The following is a 21,429-nucleotide window of genomic DNA, read 5'->3' on the forward strand; positions in this document are numbered from 1 at the left end:
CCCGTCTGAAGCCCCTCTCCTTTTGTTCCACGATGAACAAGATTTATCTTCGAGATCAGAAATTTTTCAACAAAAACATCCTTACGAGGTAAGGATGTTTTACGATTATTGTACCTTTTCGACAGGAAGGGTGATCTGGAAATGCGCCCCTTTCCCTATGCTGCTGTTCACCTGAATCGAGCCGTGATGGGCATCGATGATATTTTTTACGATAGCAAGACCAAGTCCCGTTCCGGCAGCCGTTCCCCGAACCCGGGCTTTATCCGCTTTATAGAACCTCTCAAATACGAAAGGCAAATCCTCCGTCGGTATCCCGGTGCCTTCGTCTCGAATGGAGATGTGCAGCTCACGTCCTTGCTTGCCTTCCCTGGCGTCCGCAGCAATATAAACACTCCGTCCCTCCGGCGTATGCCTGAAGGCATTGTCCAGCAGGTTCGTGAGAACCTGCTCCAAGCGGTCTTCATTGGCTGCTTCTGCAATCATCGGTCCGATCCCCAAATCCAGCTCCAGTTGAACATGGTGCTCTTTGGCCCGTACCGCAAACTTGCGATATACGCGTTCAATGATCTCCTTGACGTCAACCCGGTGCATCGCGATATCGGTATGTCCCGCTTCCATCCGGGCCAGGTCGAGTAGGTCACGGACCAGACGTCCCATGCGTAGAGACTCGTCGTGGATAACCTGCACGAGCTCCTGGCTCTCTTCTGGAGAAGCGGCCATTCCATCGAGAAGCGCTTCGCTGTAACCCTGCATCATCGACAGCGGTGTCCGGATTTCATGCGATACATTGGCCACGAAATCCCGGCGCATCTTCTCCAAACGCACTTCTTCGGTCACATCGCGCAAAACCGCTACCGCGCCTCTAATTTCGCCATCCGAGGAAAGCGGCGCCATATGCACGGACCACACGCTTTGCTTGACGTGAATATTGGCGCTTTGATCCCCTTCCTGATCCAGCACCTTCCGGAACATCGGCAGGAGTGGTTTCGGAATCTCGATCGCCCGTTCGCCATGTACGTTAAATTGAAGAGCTTCATGCTCATCATCCGGCAAATCGCCCCACAATTGGAGGAGCTGGTCACCCGGGGGATTCGTCAGAATGACCGCTCCCCCCCAATCTATCGTAATCACGGCATCATTCATGCTTCTTAAAACGCTGGACAGATGTTCCTTCTCATGGTTCAAGCTGCGGATCGTATTCTCCAGCTCCTCAGCCATATGATTAAAGGTGTTAGCCAACTCACCGATCTCATCGCTTGTTTGCAACGATAGTCTCGTATCGTATTTTCCCTTGCGAATCGCATCGGCAGCGCTGATCAGCTGCTGCATCGGCTGCGTAATCTTCGTGAAGAGGAATAAGGCAAAAAACGTCGTCAGCGAGAAGCCGATGATGGAAACGATGACAAACAGCTTCTTGACTGCTGCGGGATCGGTGAAATTCGTATCGATATATGGCAGCAGAAACAATCCCATGCTCATGAGCACAAAAGCCACTAAACCGATGATCGTTATCCACAGCTTGCCTACAAGCGTTCTCCAGAAGCTCACTTATTTCGCAACCTCCAGCTTATAACCAACGCCCCAGACGGTAGTAATCATGGCTGCCGACTCCGGCGATACCTTATTCAGCTTCTCGCGCAACCGTTTCACATGGGTGTCCACGGTCCGCAGATCGCCGAAGAACTCGTAATTCCATACGTCCTTCAGCAGCTCCTCACGGGAAAATACTTTGTCGGGCGAAGTGGCCAAATAATGGAGGAGCTCGTACTCCTTCGGCGTAAGGCTAACCTCTTGCCCGCTTGCGGTTACCCGATGAGCATCGTGCTCAATGACAAGATGAGGGAATACGATATTGTTGCTCGTACCGCTCTCTTTGGTCAAATAAGCTGTAGCCGATGCGCGCCGCATAATCGCTTTGACCCGATATATGACTTCACGGGGACTGAACGGCTTGACAACATAATCGTCTGCCCCAACTTCAAATCCCTGTACCCGGTTGATTTCTTCCCCTTTGGCCGTGAGCATCAGCACCGGCGTCGACTTGATCTGCCGCAAACGGCTGCACACCTCGACTCCGTCAATTCCCGGAAGCATTACGTCGAGAAGGATCAAGCCGTAATCATTGGAGGTTGCTTTTTTGAGAGCGGTCTCACCATCTTCCGCTTCATCAATTTCATAACCCTCTTTTTCCAAATACATTTTGAGCAGACGGCGAATACGTTCCTCATCGTCCACTACGAGAATGCGGTTTTCTTGATCTGACATGAACAACAACCCCTTCATCATCTTCCCATTCGCTTAAGCACTAGTAAATGGTTACATTATATCATTAGTCCGTACCCGCGTAAGAATGCAAACCGGCGATGATCAGATTAACGCCTACGAGCGTGAACATGACAACCAGAAATCCTAATACGGCAAGCCACGAGGCTTTGCGGCCATAGAATCCCCGGGATAACCGAAGATGGAGATACACGCTATAGAATAACCAGGTAATGAGCGCCCATACTTCTTTAGGGTCCCACCCCCAGAATCTGCCCCAGGCCTGCTGAGCCCAGATCATCGCAAAGACGAGCGCGCCTAGCGTAAACACCGGAAATCCGATGGCAATCGAACGGTAACTGATTTCATCGAGAAGATCAGCGTCTAAGCCTTTTACGGCCGGTGACACCGCTTCGCTAATCGGCTTGCGGATAATAAGCCTTAACAAACCGTATAGGACCGTCCCGGTAATGAACGCCCATACAAGCGTATTGGTTTTGCGCCCTGAGCTCTCTCCTTTGAACCAGGACGGAACCTCCATCCACGGCTTGCTCATGCCAAGGAAAGAATCGGCGCTAACCAATTGGCTGTTATGGGGCGCCACGATCGGCGGCAAGTTGTATACCATTTCAACTGTTCTAGACTGCTCGGTTTCCGTAGGTTTAGGCATAAACACGGCTTCGTACCCGGCGGCACGGAAAGCAAAAACCGACACGATAAATCCCACTACTATAATAATAGAATAAAACGTAAATTCAAGCCATAGCTTCTGGCGACGCGCCGATTTGTCGGTCCCCTTGAAATCGACGGTACGCAAAAGATACATCAGGCCTGCGGCACAAGCGATTGCAAAAAAGGATTCCCCGGCCGCGGCCAACGTGACGTGAATATACAACCAGATCGAGCGCAAGGACGGGATCAAAGGCTGCACGTCCTTCGGAAACACTGCCGCATACGCCATGACGACGATCCCCAGCGGTGTCGCGAACAAACCAAGCAGGGCTTTGCGGTAAATCAAATACAGTACCGTAAATGCCATGATGATCATTAGGGACAGGAAGGACATGAATTCATACATGTTGCTGACCGGAATATGTCCTGACCAAGCCCATCTCGTTGCTACGTACACCAAATGAGTGATAAGTCCAAGCGTGGAAGTAATAAACGAAATTTTTCCCCATTTGCGCTCATGCACCTGCGGATCACGATTTTTCCACGTTTTTCCCGTGATCGTCACCACATAAAAACAAAATGCCACACAATAAAGTAAAAAAGCAATGACAAATGCCTGTTTACTGATATCCAATATATTCATGACCGGTTTCCTCCGTTATCCAAAGACTTCTCATCCACTTCAATTCCCATCGTTTCCAGGAACGATGACACTTCACGCCTCATTCCAAACCAATTCTTGGTCGTATGCCCGCCCAAGGTCAGGATGCCGTCATCGATGCGCAGCCAAATTCTGCGATGCTGCCAATAGAAGCCCATAATGAGCCCCACCATGACGATTCCGAGTCCGGTCCATACAAAAGGCATGGCGCGGTCGATGCGGATATTCAAAAAACTTGTGAAATGAATGAAGTCAACGTCCTCCATTGCTATCATATCGAATCTCAGCTTGTGGTTAATGCCTCCCAGCGCTTCATTCAGCTTATCCTGACCGAAAAGCTCCTGCTGCTGAAGGAACGGAAAGTAGATGAATTGTCCTCCATCCTCGGGCAGACCCGGTCCGGTGATCGTAAACAAGAAGGCTGGCGCATTCGGCTCGCCCGATTTCGTAATCGGTTTATTATTCTCGTCCAGGCCGAAATCCAAATACTTGTCTTTTAGCTTCAAATGATAAGGTCCTACGTCATATTCCGTCTCGGGGTCGTTCATACGGAGCATAAACTTACCATACACTTCCCCCGTCTCCTGATCCACTAGTGTCGGCTGGACATAACGCAGCGTCGTAACCTCCTCGAAGTCGAATTGATAGGCTTGAAGTCCTTTGTAGCTCAAAGGATCATTGACACGGATGTTGTGCCGGTCGACCTCTACAAGCTCGGGTTCTTTCAAAGGGTCATTACAGCTGGCGACGCACTGGTACAGCACAGCTTTCGTCTCGAACAGCTTTGGAACGATTTTCCCCTTCTGTTTGAATTCATCGGACATCTCATCCTCAGTATAATATTCCACGGTAAATTTCTCATTTTTCAAATAATAGTTCGTATCGGGAATCTGCGTGATTTCTCCTTCGGGAAACCAATAGTGCTCGTCCAAATGAAGGCCGGGCAGCCCGCGGAACAACACGGCGAGCAGGAAAACAATCAGGCCGATATGAATGACGTACGGGCCCCAGCGGCTGAAACGCTGCTTCTCCGCCAGCAAAGCCCCGCCGTCGGTATGAACCCGGTAACCCTTCTTCTTCAGCGGAGCGATGGCCCGGTTCACCCATTCCTCTCCACGGCCAGAAACGGGTCCCTGATAGACCACCCTTTGACGGGTCAAGAACTGCATGTGCTTGCGGATTTTCTGCTTGGACAGCGCTCGATAGAGCGGCAATACCCTGTCCAAACTGCAAATCACAAGCGATGCGCCAATCATGACAAGCAGCAGAATGAACCACCAGGAATTGTACGTGTCGGATAGTCCGAGCATATAGTAAATTTCACCGATGGTTCCATACTTCTGTTTATAGTACGTGGAAGGGTCGAAATTTTTAACAAACATGGTCTCCTGGGTAAATACGGTGCCAAGCATTGCTGCAACCAATGTAATGCTGATCAGGTACACCGCTACTTTAACCGAGGAGAAGAAATTCCAGATTTTATCGATGAAATTAGGATTGGCCCGCTGTGAGCGGCGGGCTACCCCATCGTAGCGCATCTCCAGCAATTCGCTGGAGCTATGGTCCGCTTCTTCGTATTGAGGTTTGCCGCATGCTTCGCAGAGCACCGTGCCGACCGGATTCTGATGCCCGCATTCGCATTTCGTATTTTTAATCAATGTCAGGTCCTCCTATTCATCAATTGGACGCAACGAGCGTGGCGATTTGTTGGTTAAGCGTCTTCAAATTCAGCTCGCCCTGATGGATGGAGATAATTTTGCCTCGCTTATTCACGAAAAAGGTAGTCGGCATCGGCACAACCCCATATTTTCTGACGATTTCATTCTTCTTATCGAACAAGATTGGAAAATCGACTCCAGTTTGCTTCACAAAATTGGCCACAGTCAAATCGTCTTCTCCGGTATTAATCCCCAGGATAACGACGTCCTGATCCTTCCATTTCTCCCATTGCGTCTGCAAGGCCGGCATTTCGTTCACGCAGTACTTACACCAGGTCGCCCAGAAGTTAATGACCAGCGCCTTGCCCTGGTATTTCTCCAGATTATGTACCTGTCCGTCTAGACCGCGCAAATTGAAGGCAGGAGGTTTATCGCCAGCTTGAGGAATCCCCTTCTCGCCTCCAAACACAGCCGTGCCTATCGCATAACCTCCCAATATGACGATAAGCGTCAATATGATAATTTGTACCGGACGCCTTGCCTTACCCATTATCAGCACTCCTTCTATGACAAAGCTCATACTATATGGACAAAAGGTGAATATCCTATGAACATTATAACGAAAAGTGTCATAGATGCCGCTAGGTTAAATTTGAACTTTATGTGACCTTCTATCGTTTTCTCGGCTTACCTGCGCTTCGCGCTTGCTTGAACAGCTCTTCGACCTCTTCCTTGCTCAAATGACGGTACAGCCCTCTTTTCAAATTATCAAGGTAAAGACCTCCGAAGGAAATTCGCTTCAGCTTCGTAACCGGGTGCTGGATCGCCTCGAACATCCGGCGCACTTGACGATTGCGGCCCTCGTGAATCGTAATGCTGATGACCGCTTGCTTGCCGTCGGGATCCACGTCGTAGTACTCCACCTCGGCCGGCGCTGTCATCCCATCCTCCAGCATGACGCCGTCCTTCAGCTTCTCCAGCTCCGTACCGTGCGGTACTCCTTTGACGGTAGCCAGGTAGGTTTTGGGCACATGGTGTTTCGGATGCGTCAGCAAATGGGCAAAGTCGCCGTCGTTGGTCAGCAGCAGCAGCCCCTCCGTATCATAATCCAGACGGCCTACAGGATACAGCCGCTCGGTAATGCCTTTCAAGTAGTCGGTGACGATTTTTCTTCCCTGCGGGTCGGAAGCACTCGTGATCACACCTTTGGGTTTGTTGAACATGATATAGATTTTCTTCTCTGCCCCTATCGTTTTCCCGTTTACGGTAATGACATCCACAGCCGGGTCAGCCTTCGTTCCAAGTGCTGTAACCGTTTCGCCGTTCACCTGCACCTGGCCGCTCGTAATCAATTCCTCGCATTTGCGGCGCGATGCCACACCGGCAGCGGCCAATATTTTCTGTAATCTTTCCATTATCTCTAGTCACCTCATAAACATGATACCTATATGAAAGAAAAATCACAATAGCACGGGTTATCCGGCAAAAATAAAGAGCCGTCCGAACTGTTGTTCAACAGTCGAAACGGCTTGTCAACCGAATATCAGCAAGCATACTGCAATCGCGGCCACAAAACCTACGGCATCCGAGAAGAGCCCGACCTTTAAGGCATAGCGTCCGTTGCGGATGCCGATGGCCCCAAAGTATACGGTCAGCACGTAGAGAGTCGTGTCGGTGCTTCCCTGTACTGTAGAGGCGATCCGGCCGATCATGGAATCTGGCCCGTACGTCTTGATCAGGTCGGTGGTGAAGGCCAGGGAGCCGGTTCCCGTCAAGGGGCGGAGTATTCCTAAAGGCATTACTTCGGGCGGCACATGCAGCATTTTAAGGAGCGGACCCATCCAGCCTGTAAAAAATTCGAGCGCGCCAGATGCGCGAAAGACGCTAATGGCCACCATCATCCCTACTAAGTGGGGGATAATCCCAATCGCTGTGGAGAAGCCATCCTTGGCTCCGTCCACAAAAGATTCGTACACCGGAACCTTTTTCATAAATGCATATAACGGAATAAATGCAATCATCATGGGAACGGCCCACGCCGAAATAATATTAATCCAATCCAGCAAGGACGATCACCTCTTCATCGTTATTGCGGAAGCGGGCGCAGGCGGATTCGGCGTGCGGCGGAAAGTGCGGTGCCGATACCAGCGGTCTGCTGCAATCGCCGCCGCGGTCGCTATGGCCGTCGCCAGCAAGGTCGAGCCGACGATATCCGCCGCGTTGGCGGAGCCGAAGTTGAGCCGGATGGCAATCAAAGTCGTTGGGATTAAGGTAATGCTCGCAGTATTCAGCGCGAGGAGCGTACACATCGCTGCCGATGCCGTTTCCTTGTCCGGATTAAGCTCCTGCAGCTCCTGCATCGCTTTAATGCCCATCGGCGTCGCAGCATTTCCCAGCCCCAGAAGGTTCGCGCTCATATTCGAAAGAATATATCCCATCGCAGGGTGGTTCTTTGGAACATCCGGAAACAAATATGTAACGACCGGCCCAAGCAGCTTGGAAATGGCTTTGACGAGTCCCGCATCCTCTGCCATCCGCATCATTCCCATCCAGAATACGAGCACACTGATCAATCCAAAGCAAACCGTGACGCCTGTTGCGGCTCCCTCAAATGCCGCCTGGGTGACGAGATTGATATCCCCTTTCACCGCCGCAAAAGCAAAGCCGATGATGATAAGCCCTAGCCAGATTTTATTAACCATTATTTCATCCCCTCTCCTACAGGGTAAAATGCTAATCTACGAGCAGCAGTAATTTGATCACTGCCGCAAATGAATTTCCCCAGCCTCCGCCAGCAAACGCCGCCTTGGATGTCAGGTTCCCCCCCGCCGGGTCTGGCGAGGGTATGAAGCTGCCCTGCTCATAGACAGGAACCTGTCCGATTTCATGGCCATCCAGCGAGATTTTTATTTTTCCGCTGTATCCGAAGTCTTTGGCCCGCGCGCTCTGGAGAAACAGCCTGCGCTCAACGCGTTCCAGTTCCCCGCTGGCAAGGGCATAGCTGAACCCGGTACCCGTTACTAGGCCGTTCTCTACAGGCTGTCCCGCTTCAATGATTTTCTTCAGCGGATAATTGGCAAAACCATAATCGAGCAGTTTCTGGTGATCGTTCCAGTCGTCTCCATCGTTAAGTGTGACGACAGCCAGCTGCTGGCCTGCCCGGCTTGCGGAGCTGACCAGGCAGCGGCGGGCGGTTTTGGTATAGCCTGTCTTAACCCCGTCAGCTCCCTCATAGAATCGCAGCATTTTATTTTTATTATCCCATTTGTAATCCCAGGGATTATTCGGGTTGGGGGCTCGCTTGCTTCGCGTTTTAACGATTTCCTTAAATACAGGATTCTGCAGGCTGTAAGCGGTTATAACGGCCAAATCGTTAGCCGAGGAATAATGCCCCTTCGCATCTAGGCCATGCGGATTCTGGAATTGAGTATGCTTGAGCCCCAGCATTTTCACCTTTTCGTTCATTAAATGGACGAACCCTTCCTCCGACCCGCCGACATGCTCGGCGATCGCTGTCGCCGCATCATTCCCTGAGCGAAGCATCAGGCCATAGAGCAAGTTTTCCAGCGTCATCTCTTCTCCAAGCTCCAGATAGATGGAGGAGCCTTCCTTGCGATAGGCATTTTTAGTGACAGTCACCACATCATCCAATTTGCCGTGCTCGATCGCAACAATAGCTGTCATGATCTTGGTCAAGCTGGCCACTGGCATTTCCACATCGCCTTTGTGGCTGTAAAGAATGCGTCCCGACTTCACGTCGATCAGGGATGCCGCCTGTGCATGAGTTCCCGGCGGACGTGGCGCTTTATTTGATGCTGCTGCGTTTACGGGGATGAGCAACGATACAGCCATCATGGCTGCCATGCTGTAACGAAATATCAAGCGTATTGTCATTATGCGACTCCTCCGGTATTCTAGCGCTAATACTTGTACACTATATGCGGGAAAAGAGGGGAGTATGTCCACCGTTCCCGGCAAAAAAAGACCCCTCCCGAAAATCGGCGGAAAGGATCGATCAGCCTCTTCGACTGGCAAGCCTGTTTAGCTGTACGTATTTCCTGTATTATGGTCGGGAACGGGGATCCCCTGAATCGAAGCTGACGGAGTTGTTCCCGCGCCGTTGTTCGGAAACATCGATTGGATTTTGTCCATGACGTATGGAACGGCATCGATCATTTTCTCAAACAGATGGGTTTGATTATCCAGCGGAACGATGTTCACGCCCTGCTTCCCGACAACGAGAAAAGCGATCGGATTGATCGACACGCCTCCGCCGCTGCCTCCGCCAAAAGGCAGTTGTTTATCGTGCGCAGACGCCTCATGGATCTCATCTGTATTATAGTCGCTCCCGCCGGCAGCAAAGCCGAAACCAACGCGGCTAATCGGCAATATAACGCTGCCGTCCGGCGTTTCCACGGGTTCGCCGACAATTGTGTTTACATCCACCATATCTTTGATATTTTCCATGGCCGTTTGCATCAGCCCTTGGATCGGATGATCTGACATGATTAATCCTCCTCTTCAACCTAAGTAATAAGAACTACCTTCACTTCTACAGTGTGCACAGCACATGGCCGTAATATGCGTGACAAAATCAAAAGGAGCCCGCAGGCCCTAAGACCGCGAACTCCCTTAATTTCCTTTGACGGTGAAGCTCAGCCATTTTTTGAATCCGCCTTTTACCTTTAGCACACGAACAATAAGTACGAATCCGGCGTATAGCGCTCGCCCTAAGCGAATTTTGCCGCTGCATTCAAATTCGGTGACAAATTGCGGCGGCTGATCAAAGACGGGCACAACGAACAGCCTGGGCCTTTGCTTTAAGCGTATGTAGCAGGATAACCACCCGATTAACGTCGTTTTCAAGCCCCATAGCACTCCCGATAAAGTTGCGGTATGAGCCGCATTGGACAAAGCAACATTCGTGGACCAGTCCAGCTTGTCAAAAGTAACATACCTTAGCGTGCTTGCCATCCATTGCTTTAGCCCTCTTGTCGCCCGCAGCAAATCATGAAATTGATCTGCCCAAAAACGAACTTTGTCTTTATTGATGTCCTGCGCACTGCTATCCGCTTCTCCCTTTTCAAGATTGCTTGTATGTTTCTGCTCCACCTTGAAGCCGTCCTTCATATTTTTAAAAATGATGTACGGAATTTCATAGCGAAGCCGAGTTAACCCGTAAAGCGTAACTACTTCTATACGAACGGTTTCGTTCCAGTTTACTTTGCGGGCAACCAAGCGAAACTTGATCGGAGATAATAAAATGAGGACCAAAGCAATGCATGCGAGCAAAAGGATCAGGATGACTCCGAGCCAAATCCACACAGGAAAGCCCTCCATACCATTCAAATGACGATCTTGAAATAGTATGGCTCCGTAAAAAGGAAATCATGCGCTGCAGGCTGTGCTACTCCTCATTAACGTCATCAAACGTAAGCTGCTGCTCCTCCAGCTTCTGGAAAAGCAGCTGGGTCTCTTCCTCCAAATTCTCCGCACTTTCAAACTCGTTCAGGTCGGGCAAATCCTGCAGGCTGCCTAGGCCAAAATAATCCAAAAAGGCAGCTGTCGTGCCGTACAAAATTGGCCGTCCGATGGCCTCGGCACGCCCGACCTCCTGAATCAAGTCTTTGTTCACCAGCGTATGAATAGCCCGTTCCGACTTGACGCCGCGAATCTCCTCCACCTCGATCCGGGTTATCGGCTGGCGGTACGCAATGATGGATAAAGTCTCCAACGCAGCCTGGGACAAGGACGAGCGGGTCGGCGAATAGGCCAGCCTTTCGAAATAGGCTGCATGCTCCGGGAGCGTGGCCAGCTGATAATTACCCGCGAGCTGGACGATTTGCAGTCCCCTCCCCTCCCGCTCAAAGGATGACTTCATGTCCAATAGAGCATCGGTGATGATGTCCTGGCGCTGTTCTGTGACTTCGGCAATCTGCTTTACGCTGAGGCCCTCCTCTCCGGCCAGGAACAGCAATCCTTCAATAATCGATTTCAAGTCCCGATAATTCATCTGCCTTTACTTCCCCTCTCCACTCCATCACAATGTCATCAAAAAGTTTGTTTTGGTAACATACGATCTGCTTCATCTTCATCAGCTCCAATATCGCCAGAAAGGTGACCACGATTTCATGACGGTACATCTCCGGATGCAGCAGCTTGGAAAACAGCAGCCTTCCGCCTCTGCCCGTACTCTCCAGCGCAGCGATTACGTCGCGGATCCGATCCTTGACCGAAATTTCGTCCCGGTGAATTCGGGCGACCGAGCTGCGTTTCACGGCGCGGCGCAGCGCCTTCTGAAACGAAGCGATCAAGTCGGCAGCATGCAGCCCTTTTACGGGATTGTCATGCACTTCCGGCATGAAGGGCGATAAATCCTCGGCCTCCTTCGTAAAGATCAGGCTTCGCTCCCATTCCCGCTCGTGCAGATGCTCGGCAATCCCCTTGTATTTGCGATATTCGATCAGCTTGCGGATCAGCTCGTCCCGCGGATCCTCCTCATCCTCCATCAAATAATCGAAATCGTCATCGAATTCGATCACAGGCGGCTTAGGAAGCAGCTGCTTGCTCTTGATCGATAGCAGGGTAGCTGCCATAACGAGAAACTCGCTCGTGATTTCCAGCTCGAGCTCCTGCATGTTATCCAGGTATTCCAGATATTGATCGGTAATTTCACTGACTGATATTTGATATATATCGACCTCTGCCTTATCGATAAGATGAAGCAGCAGGTCCAGCGGACCCTCAAAGGTATCCAGTTTATAAGTTACTGTCGTCAATGGACATCCTCCACCCGTTAGAGGCAGTTCAAAAGGCTTTCCTTATTGCTTTCCTTATTGAACGCAAAGTGAATAAAAAATGCAGTACCCTAATTTAGGGTACTACATTAAATAAGCACTATTTTAGCAAATTCGTCAAGTTGGCCATTTCGATTGCAGCCATTGCAGCATCCCAGCCTTTGTTGCCTGCCTTCGTGCCTGCGCGCTCGATGGCCTGCTCGATATTCTCCGTAGTCACTACACCGAAGATCGTCGGAACACCTGTTTTCAATCCGATCGCGGCTACGCCCTTAGCGACTTCGTTGCATACATAATCATAATGAGACGTTGATCCACGGATGACCGTACCTAGCGTAATGACGGCATCGTATTTGCCGCTTTCGGCCATCTTTTGTGCGGCAAACGGAATCTCGAATGCTCCGGGAACCCAGGCTACGTTTACCTCCTCATCTTTTACACCATGACGTTTCAATGCGTCCAGCGCACCGCCAAGCAGCTTGCTCGTTATAAACTCGTTAAAGCGGCCAACGACGATCCCATATTTCAAACCTTCCGAGACAAGATGTCCTTCAAATACTTGTGCCATAAATCAATTCCTCCAATTTATATGATGGTCTAATTGCCCGATGTTTCGTTCTGCTCGATGTCGTCAAAATGAAGCAAATGCCCCAGTTTCTTCTGCTTCGTATGCAAATAATTGCTGTTGTCCTCATTTTCCTTCATTTGGATAGGGACACGTTCCACGACTTGCAGACCGTAGCCCTCAAGTCCGGTAATTTTACGAGGATTGTTGGTTAGCAGCCGGATCTGACGGACGCCAAGATCCTTCAGAATCTGCGCGCCGATGCCGTAATCTCGCAGGTCAGCCGGGAAGCCGAGCTTCAGGTTGGCATCAACCGTATCCAGTCCTTGCTCCTGCAGCTTGTAAGCCTTGAGCTTGTTGACCAGCCCAATGCCCCGTCCTTCCTGGCGCATGTATAGCAGGACACCGCTGCCTTCCTCTTCGATTTGCCTTAGTGCTGCCTCGAATTGCGGCCCGCAATCGCAGCGGTGGGAATGGAACACGTCTCCGGTCAGACACTCGGAATGGACCCGCACCAGCACAGGCTCCTCGCTGCTGATTTCCCCTTTGACGAGAGCGACATGCTCCTTGGCGTCTACATCGTTCGTATACGCGATCGCGCGGAACTCACCGTAGTCGGTCGGCATGCGTACCTCCACCTCCCGAGTAACGAGCTTCTCCTTCTCGTTGCGGTAATGAATCAAATCCTTGACGCTGATCAGCTTCAAGTCGAACTGCTTGGCAATCTGCACAAGATCCGGCAAGCGCGCCATCGTTCCGTCTTCCTTAATCACTTCGCAGATGACGCCGGCTGGATATGAACCGCACATCCGCGCTAGATCGACCGCCGCTTCCGTATGCCCTGCACGCCGCAGAACACCGCCCTTCTTCGCGATCAACGGGAACATATGCCCTGGTCTGCGGAAGTCGGAAGGCTTCGCGCTGGGATCCATGATCGCCTTCACCGTAAGCGAACGTTCATAGGCCGATATGCCGGTTGTTGTGTCGACATGGTCGATCGATACGGTAAAAGCCGTACCATGATAGTCCGTATTTTGCGCAACCATCGGTTTTAAATCAAGCTCTTCCGCCCGCTCCGAAGTAATCGGCAGACAGACGAGCCCGCGCCCTTCGGTAATCATGAAGTTGATGACCTCAGGCGTCGCCTTCTCGGCAAGAGCCACGAAATCCCCTTCATTCTCCCGGTCCTCATCATCGACAACGATAATGACTTTGCCGCGCATGAGCTCGTAAATGGCCTCCTCCACCCGGTCCAATTGAATATCACTCATAATAGGTCCCTCCTATAGCTGCACGATTAATTGAAGCAATATGACTTATGCGAACCCGTTCTTCATCAGAAACGGCATATCGATGCCTATTGAGGAGTCTTCGGTCTCGGACGGCTCATCCTCGTAATTCTTTTTCCCGAACGCGAGCAAATGCTCAACATATTTGCCAAGGATATCGCATTCCAGATTAACGGTATCCCCCTGGCGTTTATGCGCCAGAACGGTTTCTGCCAAAGTATGGGGAATGATCGATACGCTGAAGATAGGCCCTCCCGCGCGGACGACTGTAAGGCTTATTCCATCGACCGTAATGGAGCCTTTAGGAATAATGTATTTAAACAGGGATTTCTTCGCAGGGGAAATTTCGAAGACGACCGCATTCTGATCCTGCTTCACTCCCGTGATCGTTCCTACTCCGTCTACGTGCCCCTGAACGATATGTCCGCCAAAACGGCCGTTTGCAGCCATAGCTCGTTCCAGGTTTACTTTGCTGCCCGATCTGAGCTGGCTCAGGTTCGTATGGCGGTACGTTTGCGGCATAACGTCTACCGAAAAGGATGAACGGTCAAAATGCGTGGCCGTCAGGCACACCCCGTTGACAGCGACGCTGTCCCCCAGCTTCATCCCTTGGGTCACCGTGTTTGCAAATATGCTGATGACCATCGCCTCGCCCTTGCTTTGAACCGATTTGATGGCGCCTACTTCCTCCACTAGCCCGGTAAACAACTCAGCCCCCTCCTTCCATTAACTTCTGAAATTCTCTATTCATTCCAAGCGGGATATCCCGAAATGCAAACATTATCGCCGATCTGCTCCACGGTTATATCGTTTAAGACAACCGCATCCTTCATAAGTTCGAAGCCATCAAACACAAAGGTGCCTGGCGCATTCAGACCGCCGATGATTTTTGGCGCCATGAATAAAACCACCTCATCAACCAGTTTGCCATTAAGCAGTGATCCGTTAAGACGTCCTCCCCCTTCGACAAGCAGCGAAGAAATGCCGAGTTCGCCAAGCCTGCGCAATCCGGAACGAAGATCGACCTGCGGCCCTTTGCCGCTAACAATAACCTGGATTCCCCGCTCGGTTAACTGTGCCCGCCTGGCTTCAGAAGCCTTCTCCGTCGTCAGCACAATCGTCTGTACGGCGTTATCGCTGAGCACCTTGGCTTCATCAGGTATACGAAGAGTCGAGTCGACAACGATTCTCGCCGGCGAAATGCCAGGTACCGATAGCCTCGTCGTTAAAGAAGGATCATCAGCGATCACCGTATCCACACCGACCATAATCCCATGATGGCGATGGCGCATCGTGTGTACGCGCTCCCTTGATGCAGCGTTTGAAATCCATTTGCTGTCACCGTTTTTAGAAGCGATTTTCCCGTCCAGCGTACTGGCGGTCTTAATCGTGACATACGGCATCCCGGTCGTAATGAATTTGATGAATTTCCGGTTTAGCTTTATCGCCTCATCCCGCAGGACACCGACCTCCACCTCGATTCCGTTTCGCCGCAGCAGCTCTATACCTTTACCGGCCACTTGTGGATTTGGGTCTTCGCAAGCAACAACTACGCGGCTTACCCCGGCCTTGACCAGGCCTTCGCTGCATGGAGGCGTTGCCCCGTGATGGCTGCACGGCTCTAGCGTCACGTAAACCGTGCTGCCTTCTGCCGCCTCGCCGGCCATATTCAGCGCATGAACTTCCGCATGCGGAGTTCCCCGCTTCAAGTGACTGCCAAGACCGATGACAGCTCCATCCTTTACAATAACGGACCCAACCACCGGGTTGATGCCGGTTTGTCCCTGAGACCGGCCCGCCATGTCCAGGGCTAGCCTCATATAGTACTCATCATTAATGATCTCCAAAATATGTTTCACCTCCACCCTGCTTCAAGCAACATCGGCAGCAAACAAATAAGCCCCACCGGAATCCGATGGGGCATGAGAGCAAATGTACGCAAAATGAAAGCACACAAAGTTGGGTATGCGAAAACATAACGGAACATAGGGGCCAATCATCAAAAAGCAGCCCAAGCCGTCGTCGCTCAACCAACTCTTTAAGTATCCCGGTTTCCAACATGACATGATTCTCATGAATGAACATGTCATTGTGAAAATTGGAACTTAAAGAATATGCTTTGATTATATTAGATATACTCGTAGTCGATACGTCATATATCCTGCGTCTCCTTCTCCCATCCAGACTATACTGTCGGTCCCGGAATCTCACCGGCTCAGCCGCAAGCTTCTTATGTAGCGCAAGCGGGTCACGGACTTGTACTAGCTTCAAACTCATTCTATCGAGTCTTCAAGCAGTCATCACCGTCGGTAGGGAATTTCACCCTGCCCCGAAGTTAACGTTGGAAATATTTTATTGTCTTAAATGTGTTGATTAATGGCTTCGTAAAGATGTTACCACCAAAAAAAATAAAAAGCAAGGCGCTAATCTGCATGGACACCTTGCACAACCCTATTGTTCATTTGAACTTGCAATCATATTTGCTCTGAAAAATGATCCTTCAAGCAGCGATTGCTGTTTACAGTAAATACGTATTTCCACTCATTTCCTTCTGGTTCAAGCCACTCAAATTGATAGGAAATTTCATGCCCCGCTTTCTTGATACTGAAGCACCGGATGACTGTTTCCCGGTCATAAGAGTGATCTATTAATAGTTTCCCCACTTCAATAAGCGGCGTCTCAACCTCCTGATCAACGCATTTTTCCGCATCCTCTTTTCTCAAGTAGACGCTACCGCAATGGATACAGCTATACATAAGAGTCCTCCTCCCACTTCAATCAATTTTTACTTTTTTTATTTTTAACCGGTTACGTTTGCGCAAAATACTGTCAAACTAAACGGTTGCATTAATTCGTTAGTAGTAGGTACTAGGTAGCAATCTATTTGATGAACAGAATATCTCTAGCAATACTCAATTTCAAGCTATTATTTTCAATAGGTATGCAAAATTAGCACCTGAAACATAAGAAAAAATACTAGTGAATTAATTTTTAGTAAATTTAAGGTATAATAAGAACATTTGTTTGATTATTCATAAATTTCATGCTATTATTACCTAATTGGTAACAAGAGATTACTTAACATTAAAACATGATGGAGCTGAGAACACAATATGAAATAACAGAGAATCTTGTTTATATCTAATAAAATTAATAATATTCCTGCTTCCCGGCGTACTTTTCTAGCTAAGAAGGAATCTTAAAATTTGTCGTGAGCTAACTATGTGATAATACCATTTTGGTAACATAAAAAAGGAACAGTGAGGTGAGTAGATGAAACGAGGACATTCACGGTTTAGCTGGCAGGACCTTTATTACGACGAAAGATTCGAACATAACCGCAGATGAGAAAAAGCTATTATGACCGGGAGTACTTGCAGAGAAATAAACCAAGCGGCCACTTTGCATAAAAGCGTTTGTCGGCGGGAAAATTACATACAACATGCTGACAAGGAGGTAATTATTGTGGCCAAGCCGGACGATCGTTCCGATAATGTGGAGAAATTACAGGATGCCATCCAGGATACCATTGAAAATTTCCGTGAAGGACAGGATTATTTAAGCGAGCATGCCGACGAAATCAGCGGCGAAGAGAAGGCCCAAATCGAGGCTAAAAATGAACGCCGTTTGCACAGTATCGAAGGCTTCCGCGAAGAGGTTAAAGACGAAGCCGCCGACGCTCGAAAGTAATCCAAACCTGCCTGTTAACTCTTAACTTCAGAGAGAACCAGGATCATCCTATCCTGTGTTCTCTCTTTCCTATTGGCTATTTCAACTATGTTCATCCTCAATAAAAAAATGACAGCGATCTCCCGATCGATGCCATTCTTCTTCAAGCTTCGCTTTAATTAAGCTTCGTCCCAAACGGTAACTTCCTTCATTTTGTCGCCAGGACGGATTTCGTCCACAAACTCCATGCCGGAGGTCACTTTTCCGAACACCGTGTGTACCCCGTTTAAATGCGGCTGTGGCTCATAAACGATAAAGAACTGGCTTCCGCCCGTATCTTTGCCCGCATGCGCCATAGACAGCACGCCACGCTCGTGCTTCGTCGTATTCGTAGCCGTCTCGCATTTGATGGTGTAGCCAGGTCCGCCTGTGCCGTTTCCAGTTGGGCAGCCGCCTTGGGCCACGAAACCAGGGATAACACGGTGGAACGTTAGTCCGTTATAGAAGCCGGAGTTAGCCAGCTTCTCGAAGTTTGCTACAGTGCCCGGCGCTTCTTCCGGCAAAAATTGAATTTCTACCTCTCCGCCTTTTTCCAGTACGATCTTGCCTTTTTTCATATCGGATCACTTCCTTCTTTATTCTCAGTAAGACAAACCTCTTACAGTTTACTATGAAATCGGGTTATGAGCAAAAAAATCCGCCGCCAATTTTGGCGGCGGAACGATTAAGCCTTATTTAAACGAAGGCTGCTTGGAAATACGCTCGGGAATGACATCGCACGAGATGATATCCTCCAGCGTCTCGCGCTTAACGACAACGTCGCTAACCCCATCCTGGACGAAGATGACCGCCGGACGCCGAATACGGTTATAATTGCTGGCCATGGCGTAGTTATACGCTCCTGTGCAGGATACAGCAAGCAGATCTCCCTGGTTAGCCTTAGGCAGCTCCAGATCCCAAATGAGCATATCCCCGCTCTCACAGCATTTGCCGGCAATCGACACCGTCTCTTCGTTGTCATCATTGCCCCGGTTCGCCAGCATGGCCTCGTATTTGGAGTCGTACAACGCTGGACGCGGGTTATCCGTCATCCCGCCGTCAACAGCAACATATTTGCGCACGCCGGGAATGTCCTTCGTCGAGCCGATCGTATACAACGTTGTACCGGCATCGCCGATAATGCTGCGGCCCGGCTCTACCCAAATTTCTGGAATTTGCGCATAGACTAATGCGAAGTGCTTCTTCACCGCATCTGTAATCGCTTTGACATACTGAGATACATGCAGCGGCTGATCCTCCTCGGTGTAACGGATTCCAAAGCCTCCACCCAGATTGATGACCTTGAACACGACGCCAAGCGTCTCCTTGACGTCCGCCGCAAATTGAGCAACGCGCTCTACGGCAAGCTCGAAGCCCTCCACTTCAAAAATTTGCGAACCGATATGAGAATGCAGGCCAAGCAAACGCAGATTCAGGCTGCCGGAGGCAAGCTCTACCGCCTCTTTCGCCGAGCCGTTCCCAATATCGAAGCCAAATTTCGAGTCGGTCTGGCCTGTTGAAATGAATTCATGCGTATGTGCTTCCACACCAGGAGTCACGCGCAGGAGCACGTTCACAGCGACGCCCTTCTCAGCAGCGATTGCTTGCAGCATATGCAGCTCCGTGAAATTGTCCACAACGAAGCAGCCAATGCCCGCGCTAATGGCCAATTCCAGCTCATCCAACGTTTTGTTGTTGCCATGGAAGTGAATCCGCTCCGCCGGGAACCCGGCTTGCAGTGCCGTATACAGCTCCCCTTCCGAAACGACGTCCAAGGACAGGCCCTCTTCCTCCACAACTCTGCACATCGCCATCACGCAGAAAGCCTTGCTCGCATAAGCTACCTGGAAAGACAGGCCGGATTGCTTGAAAGCATCCATATATTCGCGGCATCTTTGCCGTACAAGTGCTTCATCAACGATATATAGCGGAGTACCATACTGCTGCTTCAGTTCGACGGTATCACAGCCGCCGATTTCGAGATGCCCTTTGGCATTAATTTTACTAGTACCGTGTAAATACATTTAGCACTCTCCACTTTCAACTTTTACACCAGTATAGCAAACATTAGGTGAACTGAAAAATGGATTTTTGTGAATATCATTTGTATTTTTTTACGGACAACCTGATCTGCTACTCATTACGCGGCATGCGAGTGCGGTCCCTTGTCTTGTTGAAGGATGGCCTTTGCTTGGAGGTCATGACCGGCAAGCGGAACAAAATGGCGGCCATTGCCTTTGCATTAAACGGAATAAACGGCCACAGATAGGAGGAATTATAGGACCGGCGCAGCGTCAGCCAAACGATATAAGCCGTCACGCCAACGACAAACCCTGGACCGCCGAAAATCGCAACAGCGATAAGCAAACCCAGCCGAATCACCCGGTTGGCAAGCCCCAGCTCATAGCTCGGCGTGGCAAACATTCCAATGGCTGCAACAGCCATATACAGCACGACCTCGTTGACGAACAAACCTGTTTTCACAGCAATATCTCCAATGAGTATTGCCGCGATCAGACCCATCGCCGAAGCAAGCGGAGTCGGCGTATGTACCGCAGCCATCCGAAGCAGATCTACGCCGAATTCAATCAGAAGAAACTGGGCGATCAGCGGGATTTTAGCCTGGGTCTGTGGGCCAATAAACGATAGCGCAGCTGGCTTAAGCTCGGGATGAATCACCATGAGGAGCCAAAGTGGGAGTAAAAACAACGAAGCGAATATACCGGCAAACCGCACCCAGCGTAAATAGGAGCCCATAAATGCCGTCTGCCTGTTCTCCTCCGCATGCTGGCACAAATCAAAAAACGTCGTCGGAAAAATAATGACACTCGGCGACGTATCGCTAAATATCGCAACCCTTCCCTCCAGAATGTGCGAAGCAACGACATCCGGACGCTCCGAGTAGCGCACTAGCGGATAGGGATTCCAGCCCTTGCGCACGATCGCTTCTTCCAATTGTTTTTCCGCTAGCGGAATGCCGTCGATATCAATGGATGTGATCTTCTCGCGTACGGAATCGACCTGCGTTTTATCAACGATATCATCGATATAAGCGATGCATACATCGGTTTGCGTTCTGCGCCCCACCTTATGCAATTCAAAGGTGAGGCCAGGATCGCGAAGCCGCCGGCGGACAAGCGTAATGTTCGTGAGCAGAGTTTCGGTAAATCCGTCCCTCGCCCCTCTCACAACGCGTTCGAGCGATGGCTCTTCCGGATTCCGTACCGGGTACGACCGGGTATCCATCACTAACGCTTCCTGCTCCCCATTAATGAACAAGGCGCTCATTCCGCTGAGCACCATCGTAATGACATCGCTCAGCTTATTGATTTTTTTTACCTGGATATGCGGGATATAAAGGTCAAAAAAAGCATGCAGCGCCCCGGAAGATACATTATCGGGCGACAAATATGTCAAGCGTTTCAGAATTTCCTGTAAAATATCCTCCTTCGCAAAGCCGCTGATGAAGAACAACCCTGTTCGCGTCTCCCCGAAGGTCATTTCGCGAAAATCAATATCAAAGCTCTTGCCGAGTCCGACGACCTCCTCCAGCGTTTTTTTCGTCGTATCTAGATCCTCGCTAATCCTGCCGCTCTTCTGCCAGTAAACGACCGATTCCTCGATCGTATCGGAACGCTCATTCTCCACCTTCTGATTCCGCAGCTCTTCGTTCTCGTCCCCCTGCCCCTTCTCCCTGTCAACAACGTCCTTCTCCTCGGCGGAGTGTTCCTCCGGATATGGAATAAAATCCGGCTGCTCCTGTGAATATTCGTTATGCTCCCGATCCGTCATATCCTTTACCTCCTTCCATTAGACT

General features: G+C 50.2%; 22 protein-coding genes and 1 riboswitch. Of the genes, 1 reads left to right on the plus strand and 21 read right to left on the minus strand.

Annotated elements, in window-relative coordinates; genetic code table 11:
* Positions 1 to 105: 105 nt before the first annotated feature.
* The 18 genes from QNH46_RS14695 to QNH46_RS14780 all read right to left on the minus strand — a co-directional run bounded on the left by QNH46_RS14695 (position 106) and on the right by QNH46_RS14780 (position 16,660).
* Positions 106 to 1,548: an ATP-binding protein gene (locus QNH46_RS14695; protein ID WP_283924970.1), complete on the minus strand. Its 1,443-nt coding sequence runs from the start codon at positions 1,546 to 1,548 to the stop codon at positions 106 to 108.
* Positions 1,549 to 2,265 (minus strand): response regulator transcription factor, encoded by a 717-nt coding sequence (locus QNH46_RS14700; RefSeq protein WP_055107737.1) that lies wholly within the window; start codon positions 2,263 to 2,265, stop codon positions 1,549 to 1,551.
* A 64-nt stretch (positions 2,266 to 2,329) separates the two neighbouring features.
* Positions 2,330 to 3,577, minus strand: coding sequence for a c-type cytochrome biogenesis protein CcsB (gene ccsB, locus QNH46_RS14705; RefSeq protein WP_283924971.1), 1,248 nt, complete (start codon positions 3,575 to 3,577; stop codon positions 2,330 to 2,332).
* A complete protein-coding gene (gene resB / locus QNH46_RS14710; RefSeq protein ID WP_283924972.1) occupies positions 3,574 to 5,253 on the minus strand; it encodes a cytochrome c biogenesis protein ResB in 1,680 nt (559 codons plus the stop codon). Before resB ends, ccsB begins: the two co-directional genes overlap by 4 nt.
* A 19-nt stretch (positions 5,254 to 5,272) precedes the next feature.
* Positions 5,273 to 5,803 (minus strand): redoxin domain-containing protein, encoded by a 531-nt coding sequence (locus QNH46_RS14715; protein WP_283924973.1) that lies wholly within the window; start codon positions 5,801 to 5,803, stop codon positions 5,273 to 5,275.
* Between the two features lie 121 nt (positions 5,804 to 5,924).
* Entirely contained in the window at positions 5,925 to 6,668 is a 744-nt protein-coding gene (locus tag QNH46_RS14720; protein WP_283924974.1) for a pseudouridine synthase, read from the minus strand.
* Positions 6,669 to 6,785: 117 nt separating this feature from the next.
* Positions 6,786 to 7,319, minus strand: a complete 534-nt coding sequence (locus tag QNH46_RS14725) for a spore maturation protein (RefSeq protein WP_283924975.1) — start codon at positions 7,317 to 7,319, stop codon at positions 6,786 to 6,788.
* 6 nt (positions 7,320 to 7,325) lie between these two features.
* Complete coding sequence (locus QNH46_RS14730; RefSeq protein ID WP_283924976.1) at positions 7,326 to 7,955, minus strand: nucleoside recognition domain-containing protein; 630 nt, start codon at positions 7,953 to 7,955, stop codon at positions 7,326 to 7,328.
* Between the two features lie 31 nt (positions 7,956 to 7,986).
* The gene (locus tag QNH46_RS14735; protein ID WP_430691832.1) at positions 7,987 to 9,147 is read right to left on the minus strand and encodes a D-alanyl-D-alanine carboxypeptidase family protein; all 1,161 of its coding nucleotides are present in this window, start codon (positions 9,145 to 9,147) and stop codon (positions 7,987 to 7,989) included.
* Positions 9,148 to 9,294: 147 nt separating this feature from the next.
* The gene (gene ytfJ, locus QNH46_RS14740) at positions 9,295 to 9,759 is read right to left on the minus strand and encodes a GerW family sporulation protein (protein ID WP_283924977.1); all 465 of its coding nucleotides are present in this window, start codon (positions 9,757 to 9,759) and stop codon (positions 9,295 to 9,297) included.
* Between the two features lie 126 nt (positions 9,760 to 9,885).
* Entirely contained in the window at positions 9,886 to 10,578 is a 693-nt protein-coding gene (locus QNH46_RS14745; protein WP_283924978.1) for a DUF2953 domain-containing protein, read from the minus strand.
* A gap of 82 nt (positions 10,579 to 10,660) precedes the next feature.
* Positions 10,661 to 11,266, minus strand: a complete 606-nt coding sequence (gene scpB, locus QNH46_RS14750) for an SMC-Scp complex subunit ScpB (protein WP_283924979.1) — start codon at positions 11,264 to 11,266, stop codon at positions 10,661 to 10,663.
* A complete protein-coding gene (locus QNH46_RS14755) occupies positions 11,235 to 12,032 on the minus strand; it encodes a segregation and condensation protein A (RefSeq protein WP_283924980.1) in 798 nt (265 codons plus the stop codon). Before QNH46_RS14755 ends, scpB begins: the two co-directional genes overlap by 32 nt.
* A 118-nt stretch (positions 12,033 to 12,150) precedes the next feature.
* Positions 12,151 to 12,618, minus strand: a complete 468-nt coding sequence (gene ribH / locus QNH46_RS14760) for a 6,7-dimethyl-8-ribityllumazine synthase (RefSeq protein ID WP_110932447.1) — start codon at positions 12,616 to 12,618, stop codon at positions 12,151 to 12,153.
* A 29-nt stretch (positions 12,619 to 12,647) separates the two neighbouring features.
* Positions 12,648 to 13,886, minus strand: coding sequence for a bifunctional 3,4-dihydroxy-2-butanone-4-phosphate synthase/GTP cyclohydrolase II (locus QNH46_RS14765; RefSeq protein ID WP_283924981.1), 1,239 nt, complete (start codon positions 13,884 to 13,886; stop codon positions 12,648 to 12,650).
* A gap of 45 nt (positions 13,887 to 13,931) precedes the next feature.
* Positions 13,932 to 14,612, minus strand: a complete 681-nt coding sequence (locus QNH46_RS14770; protein WP_283924982.1) for a riboflavin synthase — start codon at positions 14,610 to 14,612, stop codon at positions 13,932 to 13,934.
* A gap of 35 nt (positions 14,613 to 14,647) precedes the next feature.
* Positions 14,648 to 15,751, minus strand: a complete 1,104-nt coding sequence (gene ribD / locus QNH46_RS14775) for a bifunctional diaminohydroxyphosphoribosylaminopyrimidine deaminase/5-amino-6-(5-phosphoribosylamino)uracil reductase RibD (RefSeq protein WP_283924983.1) — start codon at positions 15,749 to 15,751, stop codon at positions 14,648 to 14,650.
* 317 nt (positions 15,752 to 16,068) lie between these two features.
* Positions 16,069 to 16,245, minus strand: a riboswitch (FMN riboswitch).
* A gap of 133 nt (positions 16,246 to 16,378) precedes the next feature.
* Positions 16,379 to 16,660, minus strand: coding sequence for a hypothetical protein (locus QNH46_RS14780; protein ID WP_283924984.1), 282 nt, complete (start codon positions 16,658 to 16,660; stop codon positions 16,379 to 16,381).
* Between the two features lie 709 nt (positions 16,661 to 17,369).
* Between QNH46_RS14780 and tlp the strand changes: the two genes are divergently transcribed.
* Positions 17,370 to 17,594 carry a small acid-soluble spore protein Tlp gene (tlp, locus tag QNH46_RS14785; RefSeq protein WP_213590558.1) on the plus strand — a complete coding sequence of 75 codons (225 nt, stop codon included), beginning with the start codon at positions 17,370 to 17,372 and terminating at the stop codon, positions 17,592 to 17,594.
* Between the two features lie 158 nt (positions 17,595 to 17,752).
* Here tlp and QNH46_RS14790 read toward each other — a convergent pair whose 3' ends face one another.
* From QNH46_RS14790 to QNH46_RS14800, 3 genes are all read right to left on the minus strand, one after another.
* On the minus strand, positions 17,753 to 18,190 hold the full coding sequence (locus tag QNH46_RS14790; protein WP_283924985.1) for a peptidylprolyl isomerase: 438 nt from the start codon (positions 18,188 to 18,190) through the stop codon (positions 17,753 to 17,755).
* A gap of 114 nt (positions 18,191 to 18,304) precedes the next feature.
* On the minus strand, positions 18,305 to 19,636 hold the full coding sequence (gene lysA / locus QNH46_RS14795; RefSeq protein WP_283924986.1) for a diaminopimelate decarboxylase: 1,332 nt from the start codon (positions 19,634 to 19,636) through the stop codon (positions 18,305 to 18,307).
* A gap of 109 nt (positions 19,637 to 19,745) precedes the next feature.
* A complete protein-coding gene (locus QNH46_RS14800) occupies positions 19,746 to 21,404 on the minus strand; it encodes a spore germination protein (RefSeq protein ID WP_283924987.1) in 1,659 nt (552 codons plus the stop codon).
* Positions 21,405 to 21,429 lie beyond the last annotated feature (25 nt).

The sequence above is a fragment of the Paenibacillus woosongensis genome, assembly GCF_030122845.1.
GTDB lineage: Bacteria > Bacillota > Bacilli > Paenibacillales > Paenibacillaceae > Fontibacillus > Fontibacillus woosongensis_A.